Here is a 12,606-nt window from a genome sequence, read left to right on the forward strand (position 1 = left end):
AGGGTGCATGTCCCCGGGTACTAGTACACTCCAAATCAGTTGGGGTGAGGGGAGTGGTGGGTGCCGAAAGAGCAACTCGTGAAGTCGCGCCAGCGCGTGTCCGATCACGGCGAGGTTTTCACGCCACGATGGCTTGTCGACGACATGCTCGACCTGGTCAAGCCCGAGACAGAGCGCATCGACTCAAGGTTCCTTGAGCCGGCGTGCGGATCGGGGAACTTCCTAGTGCCGATCCTCGAGCGCAAGCTCGAGGCGGTACGAAAACGGCATGGCCGAAGTGACTTCGAGAAGCGGCACTATGCGCTCTTCGCGTTGATGTGCGTGTATGGCATCGAGTTGCTGCTCGACAACACGAATGAGTGTCGCGAGAGCCTTATGGGTACTTTCACCCGGTTTCTCTCACCCTCTACAGATGATGAGTGGCTGCGAGCAGCACGCGCGGTTCTCGCTGCAAACGTCGTGCAGGGCGATGCCCTGAAGATGACGGATGCCACGGAGAAGCCGATCGTCTTCCCCGAGTGGGGGTACCTCGGCCGCGGCCGCTACCAGCGACGTGACTTCCGCTACGACAGCCTCACGCAGCGCGCCGCCGCGTCTGAGGGACTGTTCGCGCACTTCGAAGAGCACGAGATCTTCACGCCGGTGCGTACCTACCCACAAATGACCGTGGCCGACCTCGCTGCGACGGCGTCCCCGGTCGTTGAGGGCGCAACGGCTCCCCCAGTCATTGAACAAGCGGAGCGAGACGAAACGACAGAGGTCGGCGCATGAGCGCCCCCGTCATCGACGACAGGGCCCCTTTCGCCCTCCGCGGCCACAACCCCGATGTGCTCACGTGTATCGCGAACCTCTCGAACGACGAGGTCTTCACTCCGCCCGAGCTGGCGAACCAAATGCTCGACACTCTGGCCGATGCCTGGGCCGAAGCACACGACGGCGCGAGCATCTGGGAAGATCCTGATGTCGCCTTCCTCGATCCGTTCACGAAGTCAGGCGTCTTCCTCCGTGAAATCACGCGGCGCCTCACCGAAGGGCTGGCAGAACAGATCCCTGATCTCTGGAAGCGCGTCGATCACATCCTCACGAAGCAGGTCTACGGGATCGGGATCACGCGGCTCACGGCGCTGCTCGCCCGACGAAGCGTCTACTGCTCAAAAGATGCCACGGGCGAGCACTCGGTCGCGATGTCGTTCGACCGCGACTGGGGAAACATCTGGTTCGAGCGCACCGAGCACACGTGGGCCGGCGACAAGTGCGCATATTGCGGGGCAAACAGAGCAGCGTACGACCGTTCGGGCGAGCTGGAGACTCACGCCTACGCCTTCATCCACACCACCGACATCAAGGCGCGCCTTGCGCGCATGTTTGGAGCCGACGTGCAGTTCGACGTCATTATTGGGAACCCGCCATACCAGCTGGCTGATGCAGGGTTCGGCGCGAGTGCTACCCCGATTTATCAGCACTTCGTGCGTCAAGCACTGGCACTCGAGCCACGAATGCTGTCGATGGTCACGCCGTCGCGCTGGTTTACAGGTGGTAAAGGCCTGGATGACTTCCGCGAAGAGATGCTCGGCGATACACATATTCGACAGTTGGTCGACTTTCCGAAGCTCTACGATGTCTTCGAGAGCGCAAAGATCCGCGGCGGTGTCTCGTACTTCCTTTGGGACGCGAATTATGACGGCCCCTGCGTTGTGCATACTTTCATGAACGGCGAGGAAGTCGGCGAACCCGCAACGCGGTACCTCGGAGACTACGACGTCCTGGTGCGCCGAAACGAGGCAGTCTCGATCCTCGAGAAGGTGCTGGCGTTGGGTGAGCCATCCTTCGCGTCGAAGATGCCACCGCGGAAGACGTTTGGGTGGTCGACCACGTTCCACGGCGTCGTCGATCCGGCAATACTCTCCAACCCCGTGCAGGTATTCGGGTCGCGCCGCGTCTCGTGGGTTGAACGCGCGAGCATCACCACGAACGCACATCTGACTGATAAGTGGAAGGTGCTGATGACAGCCGCTCAGGGGACGAGTGCGGCCGTCGAGACCAAGTTTCTCAGTAGACCAATTGTGGCCGGCCCCGGGACAGCGTGCACTGATACCTACATTCTTGCTGGCGTGTTCGACGACGAGGAGAGCGCCCGCTGCCTCGAGAGGTACCTCCGCACGCGGTTCGTCAGATTCCTCGTGTCTCTGAGAAAGATCACGCAGCACGCAAACCGGGATGTCTACTCCTTCGTCCCAGCTGTGCCCCTCGACCGACGGTGGAGTGATGCGGAGCTCAACGAGCGGTACGGCCTTGCACCTGACGAGATCACTTTCCTCCAATCGCAAGTCGCTGCACACGATGACGACGTGTCGACTGAGCCGGCCGATGCCTAAGCCCATCGACGAGCTCCTTCCCGAGAAGCACACCCGTCGTCCGCGCATCTACGCCTACGCGATCCACGACGACGCGCATGCGGGGCTCCTGAAAGTCGGTCAGACGACACAGGATGTAAAGACTCGCGTCGCGCAGCAGTTGAAGACGGCAGCGATCGAGAACTTCGAGATCGTTCTCGACGAGCCCGCCGATCGGCCGGACGGCAGCCTCTTCACCGATTTCCAGGTGCGCGACCGGCTGAAGGAAAAGCACTTCGAGAACACGACGCTGGAGTGGATGCGCTGCACCGTCGAAGACGTACGCACCGCGATCGCAGAGCTCCGCGTGAACAAGGCGTATTCGGGCAATCATCACCTCGACTTCCCGATGCGCGACGAGCAACGCGACGCGGTCGAGAAGACGTACTGGTACTTCACATCCCGCTGGAAGGAAGACTCCGACGCCGTGCCGGAGTTCCTCTGGAACGCGAAGATGCGCTTCGGCAAGACCTTCACCGCGTACCAGCTCGCCAAGAAGCTCGAGGCGAAGCGCGTGCTGGTCGTGACGTTCAAGCCCGCCGTCGAGGACTCGTGGAAGACCGACCTTGAATCGCACGTCGACTTCGACGGGTGGACGTACATGTCGCACAAGGCCGGTGTCGACCCGAGCAAGGTCGACGCGCAGCATCCACTCGTCTTCTTCGGCTCGTTCCAGGATCTTCTCGGCCGCGACGCCGCCGGCAACTTCAAGGCAAAGCACAAATGGCTGACTGAGGTCGTGTGGGACCTCGTCGTGTTCGACGAGTACCACTTCGGCGCATGGCGTGACACCGCCAAAGAGCTGTTCGAGGGCGAAGACGAAGCATCTCGCAAGAAGGAGATCAAGCTCGAGTTCAGCGATGCGCAGGAGACGTTCGCCGACGAGCTCGAGGTGCAGGCCAACGACGAGGACGCCTTCGTCCCGATCCGCGCCGGCGCGTACCTGTATCTGTCGGGCACGCCGTTCAAGGCCCTCGCGACAGGCCGGTTCATCGAAGAGCAGATCTTCAACTGGACCTACACCGACGAGCAGCGCGCGAAAGCGCAATTCAGCGTCGACCACGCAGGTGAGCCGAACCCGTATGCGGCTCTGCCCGAGATGCGGCTGCTGACCTACCAGATGCCCGACGAGCTGATCTCCATCGCGAGTCAGGGCGAGTTCGACGAGTTCGATCTGAATGCGTTCTTCGAGGCGAAAGGCAACGGAGGCACAGCCGAGTTCGTGCACAAGGACGACGTGCAGAAGTGGCTCGACATCATTCGGGGCGCGTATCTGCCCACGCAGGTCGATGCGCTGAAGGCCGGCACCAAGCCGCCGTTCCCCTATTCAGACACGCGACTGCTCCCTTACCTGCAGCATTCGATATGGATGCTGCCGCGCACAGCGTCATGCGCGGCGATGAAGAACCTGCTCGCCGAGCCGCAGAACGCGTATTGGCGCGACTACCGGGTCGTGAACGTTTCGGCGCCGGACGTCGGCGTGGGCCTGGATGCCCTGCCTCCAGTGCGCAAGGCGATCGGCAGCGGGTTCGACACGAAGACCATCACGCTCACGGTCGGCAAGCTCACCACTGGGGTGACGGTGCCGCAGTGGTCATCGATCCTCATGCTGCGCAACCTCAGCGCGCCCGAGTCGTACTTCCAGGCGGCGTTCCGCGTGCAGTCGCCGTGGGTGATCCGCAACCCGAACGGGAACGACCCGCACGCGGAGGACATCCTCAAGCCGGTCTGCTTCGTCTTTGACTTCGCACCAACGCGCGCGCTGCGGCAGATCAGCGAATACGGCACGGGGCTCGCGCCCGACGAACCCAATCCCGAGCATGCGGTCGAGGAGCTGGTGAAATTCCTGCCGGTGCTCGCCTACGACGGCTCGAACATGACGCAGGTGGACGCCGGCGGCATCCTCGACATCGCCATGTCAGGAACCTCGGCGACGCTGCTCGCCCGCAAGTGGGAGTCGGCGATCCTCGTGAACGTCGACAACCTGACGCTGAAGAAGATCATGGGCTCGGCCGAGGCGATGGACGCGGTGATGAACATCGAAGGCTTCCGGGCACTCGGAGCGAACGTGTTCGAGACCGTCGTCAACAAGAGCGAATCGATCAGCAGGACGAAGAAGGAGAAGGGCGACGACCTCACCCCAACCGAGAAGAAGGAACTCTCGGCGGAGGAGAAGGAGTACAAGTCCAAGCGCAAACAGATCCAAGAAAAGCTGATCAAGTTCGCGACGCGGATCCCCGCGTTCATGTACCTCACGGATTACCGCGAGAACACGCTTTACGACGTGATCACCAAGATAGAGCCAGGACTTTTCAAAGCAGTGACCGGGCTCTCGGTCGAAGACTTCAACCTGCTCGTCTCACTCGGCGTCTTCAACGCCGGGCACATGAACCAGGCCGTGTTCGCCTTCCGTCGGTACGAGGACGCTTCGCTCTCATACACAGGCATCGACTCACACGATGGACTGACGCACTACGGCCTGTACGACACGGTTGTGGCTGTGGATCAGCCCGGCTGAGACGCACACCGGTCACGCCAACCGCTGCCGCATCCACTCTCGCAACGAAGGGTCGCAAACGTACACAAAGGTGCCTCGGATGCCCCGAGTGAGCAGCACGCCGTAGATGTTGCGAATATAGGTGAGCAGCTCGTCGTCGGTGTACTTCTTTTTCGAGTATCCGTTGTTCTCTTTGCCCTTGCGGTCCTGGTACGACGCGCGATCGATGTGGATCTCGCCCGTGACCGGGTTGCGGCGCAGATCCGGGCCGATGATGACACCGGCGTAGTTGAGGTCATACCCCTGCACCGTGTGGATCGAGCCGACTTCATCGATTGAGCCGGGGGCGCTGATCCAGTCGGTGGGTACGCTGTTCCACCGCATCTGTTCCCCGTCAAGTTCGATATCGAACGCGTCCTTGTCTTTCTTGGAACGCCATTTCCACGCGTACCCGGCCACCATTCGCGCCAGACCATGCTCGGAATCCATCCGTCGGATCTCCCGACGCATCGCCCCCACATCGTCGAAGAATCTCAGGTCATACTCCCCCAAGTCGGGGAGTGTCACCGATTCACTCCGTAGCAGTCGGCGGACGAAGCCGACGTAGTCCGCGCCGGCTTTCACCCGCATCTGGCTCATCAACCGGAAGCGCCGATGTTCTCGACCGGCCTCACGCAGGATCGCCGTGACGGTCTCATGGGGAAGATCCGCAGGACGCACGCTCTGCTCGGCATCCATCAACAACACCTGATGTCGACTGCGAGCGCTGATCCAGTCGAGCTGCGTGTAACGCACATCGTCGGCACCGAAAAGCCGCTCGTTGACCGCGGCGAACTTCGTATTCATCGGTCCCGATCCTTGGCTGGCACGCTGGTTAAGGCGGTGCGCCTCGTCAACGAGAAGCAGGTCGAAGCGGTCGCCTGCATCGGCGACATCCCATGGCGACAGCACCATTCGTTCGTGCAATTTGGGCGTCTTCTTGAACACTCGCCTCACTGACTCACGGAGCGACTGCTGAGGGATGACGAGTCCCATTCGTATGTCGGTGAACAACTCCCGGTAGCCCGTTGCGAAGAACTCGGAGAATCGCCCGTCGGGATCGGTGTCAGAGTCTGTGCTGTCGCCTATGTCGGCGATGAGCTTCATGAGGTAAATGGCGACGACCGTCTTGCCCGTGCCGGGCTCCCCCTCAACCACCGATCTGCTCACGCGTTCCGGGTCGTCAAGATCGGCCACCAGCGACTCGAGGATCTGCTCGACAGCCACCGCCTGCGTCTCTGTGAGGGCTTTGAACGGCGAAAGTTTGAACAGATCCGAGTTCTCGATCTGAGTTATCGACCGCGTGAAAAGGCCACGCGCGTACAACTCGTCAAAGATGGCCCGGAACGACGAGCGGTAGCGATCCCGACGGTAGTACTGCGCATCGGTGATGCCTTCGTTGCCGTTGAGAACAGAACGGATGCCGTCACCAGCGAACCAACGGATGAGATGAGACTCCAGGTCAAGGCAGACAGACTTGTTGAACTCGTCGTCGACGACCACACGCACGTCCTTCAAGCCCAGCGCACGCTTCGGGCCGTCGAGGTGTTGTTTCATACGCGCCGCAGCGTTGATCGTCTCTCCGATGTATACAGCGCCCGTTCCCGATCCGGGGCCGTCGATGACGTAGACGACCGGACAGTTGCGATGACGTGGGTTCAGCTCAGCCCACTGTTCGACGGATGAGCGGTCGAAGTCGAGAAGTTCGATGCTAAAGGGCGTCATACTTTGTACTCCTTCCTCGCGCTTTCTCGACGGGATATTTCCCACGGGTTCGTTCGAGCTTGTCGAGCACGATCTCGTCGGGATCCACTCCCAGCCGATCGGCGAGCAGAAGGCAGTAAGTGAGCACGTCGGCGAGTTCGTCGCGCACGCGTTCGGCGTCGGCATCCGACCCCCACTGGAAGCACTCCAGCAGTTCGCCGCCCTCGATCGCGATGCTCTTCGCCAGATTCTCGGGTGAGTGGAACTGTGCCCAGTCACGCTCTGCAACGAACTCTCTGAGGGATCTCACCACGTTGTCATCCGTCACGTTGTGACCGTACCAGCACGGCACGACGGCGGAGTCAGCTGGGCTTCATCGCAGGACCGTTTCGACTCGCTTCGCTCGCTCAACGAGCGGGAGGATGGTGCGTCTCGACTCGCTTCGCTCGCTCAACGAGCGGGGGCAGGCCTCCTCAACCAGCCAGATCACACCGCGCGCAGCCCGCCGCGCCCCACATCGGCCACCGCCGTGATCCCCGCCAGCCCCAGCGTGATGTCGAGCTCGGCGAGCACGTTCCGCACGACCGCGGCCACGCCCGCCTCCCCCGCGACAGCGAGCCCAAACGCGTACGGACGCCCGAGCGCGACCATCGTGGCACCCAGCGCCAGCGCGATGAACGCATCCGCTCCCCCACGCACGCCCGAGTCGAACACGATCGGCACACGACCCGCGATGCGATCGGCGATGTCGGGCAGCACCGCGAGGGTCGGCACAGATGCGTCGATCTGGCGGCCGCCGTGATTGGAGATCCAGACGCCGTCGGCTCCGGCATCCACTGCCCGCACGGCGTCGTCAGGATGCACGATTCCCTTCACGATGATCGGCAGCGTGGTCCATTCGCGGGCGCGGGCGAGGTCATCCCACGTGAGCGCCGGGGTAGAGAACACATCGAGGAAGGTCTCGACCGCCGCCCGCGGCAGCGGCGAGCGCAGACTATCGCGCAGGCCGGCGCCGGTGAGCGCCGCGCCCTTGCGCGCGATCGAGACGCCAGCGGCGATCGCCTTCGGCGTGATGCGCACCGACTCCGCGGGGCCGGCAGCCGATGCCCGTTCGCGCACGAGCTGCTGGAACACCGGGTCACTCGTGTACTGCGCGATACCCAACCCGCGCGTGAATGGCAGGTAGGCCAGATCGAGGTCACGCGTGCGCCAGCCCAGCAGATGTGTGTCGACCGTGACGACGATCGCCTCGCACCCGGATGCCTCGGCGCGCCGCAGCAGCGACGCGTTGAGGTCATCGCTGCTCGACCAGTACAGCTGGAACATCCGCGCCGCGCCGGGCGCGGCATCCCGAATCTCTTCCATCGGAAACGACGCTTGATTGCTCAGCACATGCGGAAGACCGAGGGATGCCGCGGCCCGCGCGATAGCGAGGTCGGCGTCGCGGTGCACGAGCTCCATGACCCCGAGCGGTGCCAGCAGCAGCGGATGGGGGCGGTGCACTCCGAGGAAGCTCGTCGACAAGTCACGCGCGGACACGTCGCGTAGGGGACGCGGCCACACCTGCCAGCGGTCGAAAGCCGCGCGGTTGGCGGCCACGGTGCGCTCGGCTCCGGCACCGCCGGCGACGTAGGCGAACGCCTCGGCGCTCAGCGCCTTGCGGGCGGCAGCCTCGAGCCGGCCAGGATCGGCGGGCACGACGGGCCGCGCTCCGGAGATGCCGGCGCGGTAGATGTCGGACTGGGTCTTACGGCCGATGCCGCGGGTCGCGGCGGCCGGGTCTTCGGGAGCGACGGTGCTCATGCCGACAGCCTATGGCGGGTCGGTGCATGGTTCCGCTGCAGGAGTGCGCGATGCCCGTGGGCCTCGTCGAAACCGAGGGTTCGCGTCGAAACCCAGGACGTTGTCACTCTTCTCGACGCGATTCCCTTGTTTCGACGATCGATGAGACCGGCGGAGCTCACGCCTCAGCTGCTGACGATGGTTTCAGCCGCCTCGAGCAGCCGCTGTGCGTGGAGAACAAGCCGCGACGCCTGCGTGTGCGAGGGGAGGCGGTCACCGTACGACTGTGCGGACTTCTCATCGAGCAGCGTGCTCAGGTGCTTCGCCGTCGAGGCGCTCGACGCTTCGCGCAGCGCAGCCACGGCATCGGTGTGAGACTCAGCTGCGATCTTGTACCCGAGCACATGCCCGCATGCCGCGTCACTCGCCGCGATTCCCGCGCTGATCGCGATCTCAGCGGCGTGCTTCCACTCGTGGGGGCTCGAGCCGCCGAGCTGCAATTCTGCGGACTCAAGCCGGGTGCGTGCATCGTTGAGCCGAATGCGCACGGCGGCAGCATCCATAGGCTGGCGGCGAGGGCTGATCCTCGGAGTCACGCCGCACTCCTCGTGAGGCTCTTCAGCGGCGGGCCGAAGACGAGGATGCCGTCTTCCACGACATTGGCGACGAGCGGATCATCCTCGGACAGACGCTGCACCGCCTCTGCGCGTTCGACCGAGTACACCTGGGTCTCATTGCCGGTGGCCCGCTGGACATGGCTGGCGAGCATATAGCTGAATTCTGCTCGCGCGTCGTCATCGATGCCGTCGGGGTACACCACGAACAGGTCGACGTCCGACTCGAGAGTGGACTCGCGACGTGCCACCGACCCGTACACGACGACCGTGAGATCGAGATCCTCGGGCAGGTCGTGCTCACAGAAGTGGCGGATGCCGTCGAAGACGCGTGCCCGTGCGCCCAGGCCCGATTCGATGACCGGCCACAGCGCATGCTCGCGGTTGGCGCGATAGATGATCGCGGGTGGCCGCGACTCAGCCGTCACGATGCCGACGCGAACGAGATGCCCCAGCGCACGGTGCACACTCGACGTCGAGCCGACTCCTGCCAAGGTATGCACCTGCCGTCCGGAGAACCCCGCGTCAGCGCGTGCGAGAACCCGCAGCACGGCAGCCTCGACCATCGAGGTCAGGCCATCGAGCGGCTCACTGAGGTTCATGTGACGATTCTGGCACGATTGTCACGAATATGGAACGACCGGTGTTGCTCAGCGCCGCACCACGACCCGCTCGACGGTGAAGTCGTCCAGTGCAACCGGGTCGACCTCGACGCCCAGCCCCGGGCCGGTGGGCACGGCGATGTGGCCGTCGACCAGTTCCGCGGGCTCGGTGACGATGTCACGCGCGTAGAACCTGTTCGACGCTGACACGTCGCCGGGCAGCGTGAAGCCGGGCAGCGCGGCCAGCGCCGCGTTGGCGGCGCGGCCCAGGCCGGTCTCGAGCATCCCTCCGCACCACACCGGGATTGCGGCATCCCGGCACAGATCGTGAATGCGGACGGCCTCGAGATATCCGCCGACGCGGCCGGCCTTGATGTTGATGATGGATGCCGCGCCCAGCGCGAGCGCGTCGGCGGCGGCTTTCTGCGACGTGATCGACTCGTCGAGGCAGATCGGCGTGCGCAGGCGCCCCGCGAGAGTCGCGTGGTCGACGATGTCGTCTTCGGCGAGGGGCTGTTCGATCAGCAGCAGATCGAACCGGTCGAGCTCGGCGAGGGTGTCGATGTCGGCCAACGTATAGGCGGAGTTCGCGTCGACCTGCAGCGGAATGGTGCCGAACGCGTCGCGCACGGCGGCGGTCTCGGCGATGTCGCGGCCGGGCTTGATCTTGATCTTGATGCGCACGTAGCCTTCGTCGAGGTACGCCGCGACGGTGTCGACGAGCGCCTGCGGGTCGCGCTGGATGCCGACCGAGACGCCGGAGGGAACGCGGTCGACGGTCGCACCGAGGTATTGGCCGAGCGGACGTCCCTGGGCGCACAGCGCCGCGTCGAGCACGGCCAGTTCGAGGCCGGCCTTGGCCATGCGGTGGCCGACGAACGGCTCGAGAATACCGGCGACCTGTTCGGGTGCAACGGTGTGCGCGTCGAGGAGCGCCGGGATCAGGAAGCGCTGGGCGACGTCCCACGCGCCCTGCGTGTACTCGCTCGAATAGAGCGGCGCGGCGCTCGTGACGATCTCGCCCCATCCGTCGCCGTCGGGCGTGAGCGCGCGCACGATGATGACCTCGCGCACCGACTCGGTGCCGAACGAGGTGGTGAACGGCGCGACGAGCGGAATGTGCAGCACACGCAGCTCGACGCCGTCGAGGGTGAGGGATGCTGCGGCCTGTGCGATCGGCATGCCCTCAGGCTACGCGCGACCTGCCCCGCCCCACCGCCGAGTTGTCCCCGCGTTGCGCGACTTGCCCCCACCCCCGCGCCGAGTTGTCCCTGCGTTGCGCGACTTGTCCCCACCGCAACGCCGAGTTGTCCCCGCGTTGCGCGACCTGTCCCCGCGTTGCGCGACCTGTCCCCACCGCAACGCCGAGTTGCCCCCGCGTTGCGCGACCTGTCCCCGCGTTGCGCGACCTGCCCCTCAGTTGCGCGACCTGTCCCCACCGCAACGCCGAGTTGCCCCCGCGTTGCGCGACCTGCCCCTCAGTTGCGCGACCTGTCCCCGCCCCAACGCCGAGTTGTCCACTTGTTCCCCGAGTTGTCCCTGGGTTGCCCGAGTTGTCCTCGGGTTGCGCGACTTGCCCCTCAGTTGCGCGAGTTGTCCCCGGGAGGGAAGATGACACGCCCATCAGGGTCACCATCGCGCCGGGGACGCAACGTTGCGGGCGCCGGCCACTCGAGTTCGAATCGCTCCACCGGTGCATCGATGGCGCCGAAGTCGTCGGTTTGCACGACGACATGGTCGGGTGTGACCTCGACCATGCGTACGCGCAGGGGCGCAGCATCCTTTCTTTCCAGCATCCAGATGTCGGCGAGCCAGCCGATCCCGCGCGCTTCGAGCGCGGCTTCGGCCTCAAGCCAATCGACAGGGGCGGATGCCTCACGCCCGAGCAGGTCGACGGCGACCCACTCCTGCCCGGCCGGGCGGATCCATCCGACGAGTTCGCCATCATCGCGGCGGTGGGCAGTCCAGTCCGAAGGAAGCATCTGACCACCCTACGAGACACGAGGGGATGGACAACTCGTGCAACCCGAGGACAACTCGCGCAAACAACTGGACAACTCGGGGAACAAGTGGACAACTCGGGGAACCCAGGGACGACTCCCTAGCTGGCGAACAAGTGGACAACTCGGGCAACCCGAGGACAACTCGGGCAACCCGAGGGCAACTCGTGCAACCCAGGGGCAACTCGCGCAACCTGGGGACAACTCGGCGAGAAGAAGAAGAAGGAGAAGAGAGAGCGGCGGGTCAGGGGCGGGTGAACAGGTAGCCGCGGACGTCGTCGAAGCCGCGGCACGCCAGGCCCTCGAGCCGGCACTCCTCGAACTCCTCGCGCACGCGCAGCCGCCAGGCCGCGGCTTCGGCCGGCGCATCCCGCCGCAGCGACTCGACATCGCGCGGAACCTGCACCGCCGCGACGACATCGGCGTCGTCGGGCGTCGGCACCGGCGGGGCGGCCAGCACCCAGGTCACCAGAAGCCGGTCGGACTCGTCACCGCGGTTGACCCCATCGTCCATGGCGCCGTAATGATTGACGAGGTACTCGGTGACGCGGGTGCCCAGCACACGAAGATTGAAGTGCGCGTTGCGCGCGACGAGCGGGTCGAACGTCCAGGTGATCTGACCGACCTCGCGCGCCAGCGCCCACTCGCGCTGGTGCTGTTTGAGAGCGCGGCCCAGCTCGTGCCCGCGATACTCGGGCAGGATGCCGGTGATGTGCGAGTGCATCGACCGTGCGGCCGGCGCCGCGAAGAAGGCGACGGATGCCCCGATCATCCGCTCTCGGTCGAACAGGCCGACGGCATAATTGCCCGCATGCGCGAGCGCGCGCAACAGATTCGGCGGCATGCCCGACCGGTCACCACCCCACACGTCGCTGAGCACCTCAGACGCGGCGAAGACGTCCGCGACCGTCTGCAGCGGCTCGATGCGAATACCGTGGGGCGTCTGCGACGAGAGCTCGACCATGCACTCAGTGT

11 protein-coding genes are annotated in these 12,606 nt (G+C 64.6%); 3 read left to right on the plus strand and 8 right to left on the minus strand.

Annotated elements, in window-relative coordinates:
* Window positions 1-78: 78 nt before the first annotated feature.
* From ET475_RS04175 to ET475_RS04185, 3 genes are read left to right on the plus strand one after another with little or no spacing between them, the layout of a single operon-like run.
* On the plus strand, window positions 79-771 hold the full coding sequence (locus ET475_RS04175) for an N-6 DNA methylase (RefSeq protein ID WP_242497758.1): 693 nt from the start codon (window positions 79-81) through the stop codon (window positions 769-771).
* The gene (locus ET475_RS04180) at window positions 768-2,375 is read left to right on the plus strand and encodes an Eco57I restriction-modification methylase domain-containing protein (RefSeq protein WP_129386302.1); all 1,608 of its coding nucleotides are present in this window, start codon (window positions 768-770) and stop codon (window positions 2,373-2,375) included. The genes ET475_RS04175 and ET475_RS04180 overlap by 4 nt, the downstream gene beginning before the upstream one ends.
* Window positions 2,368-4,911 (plus strand): DEAD/DEAH box helicase family protein, encoded by a 2,544-nt coding sequence (locus tag ET475_RS04185; protein ID WP_129386304.1) that lies wholly within the window; start codon window positions 2,368-2,370, stop codon window positions 4,909-4,911. Before ET475_RS04180 ends, ET475_RS04185 begins: the two co-directional genes overlap by 8 nt.
* 12 nt (window positions 4,912-4,923) lie before the next feature.
* On the opposite strand, the gene ET475_RS04190 is transcribed toward ET475_RS04185, so the two are convergent.
* The 8 genes from ET475_RS04190 to ET475_RS04225 all read right to left on the minus strand — a co-directional run bounded on the left by ET475_RS04190 (window position 4,924) and on the right by ET475_RS04225 (window position 12,595).
* Window positions 4,924-6,654: a DUF2075 domain-containing protein gene (locus ET475_RS04190; RefSeq protein WP_129386306.1), complete on the minus strand. Its 1,731-nt coding sequence runs from the start codon at window positions 6,652-6,654 to the stop codon at window positions 4,924-4,926.
* Window positions 6,641-6,961, minus strand: a complete 321-nt coding sequence (locus ET475_RS04195) for a nucleotide pyrophosphohydrolase (RefSeq protein ID WP_129386308.1) — start codon at window positions 6,959-6,961, stop codon at window positions 6,641-6,643. The genes ET475_RS04190 and ET475_RS04195 overlap by 14 nt, the downstream gene beginning before the upstream one ends.
* A gap of 158 nt (window positions 6,962-7,119) precedes the next feature.
* A complete protein-coding gene (locus ET475_RS04200; protein WP_129386310.1) occupies window positions 7,120-8,436 on the minus strand; it encodes an alpha-hydroxy-acid oxidizing protein in 1,317 nt (438 codons plus the stop codon).
* A gap of 164 nt (window positions 8,437-8,600) precedes the next feature.
* Entirely contained in the window at window positions 8,601-9,011 is a 411-nt protein-coding gene (locus tag ET475_RS04205; protein ID WP_129386312.1) for a hypothetical protein, read from the minus strand.
* Entirely contained in the window at window positions 9,008-9,631 is a 624-nt protein-coding gene (locus tag ET475_RS04210; RefSeq protein WP_129386314.1) for a nucleotidyltransferase domain-containing protein, read from the minus strand. The genes ET475_RS04205 and ET475_RS04210 overlap by 4 nt, the downstream gene beginning before the upstream one ends.
* 48 nt (window positions 9,632-9,679) lie before the next feature.
* Window positions 9,680-10,813, minus strand: a complete 1,134-nt coding sequence (gene menC / locus ET475_RS04215; RefSeq protein WP_129386316.1) for an o-succinylbenzoate synthase — start codon at window positions 10,811-10,813, stop codon at window positions 9,680-9,682.
* A gap of 398 nt (window positions 10,814-11,211) precedes the next feature.
* Window positions 11,212-11,613 carry a hypothetical protein gene (locus tag ET475_RS04220; protein ID WP_129386318.1) on the minus strand — a complete coding sequence of 134 codons (402 nt, stop codon included), beginning with the start codon at window positions 11,611-11,613 and terminating at the stop codon, window positions 11,212-11,214.
* 262 nt (window positions 11,614-11,875) lie between these two features.
* Window positions 11,876-12,595, minus strand: a complete 720-nt coding sequence (locus tag ET475_RS04225) for a GNAT family N-acetyltransferase (RefSeq protein ID WP_129386320.1) — start codon at window positions 12,593-12,595, stop codon at window positions 11,876-11,878.
* Window positions 12,596-12,606 lie beyond the last annotated feature (11 nt).

Origin of the sequence: Microbacterium protaetiae, assembly GCF_004135285.1 — a bacterium.
GTDB classification, from domain to species: Bacteria; Actinomycetota; Actinomycetes; order Actinomycetales; family Microbacteriaceae; genus Microbacterium; species Microbacterium protaetiae.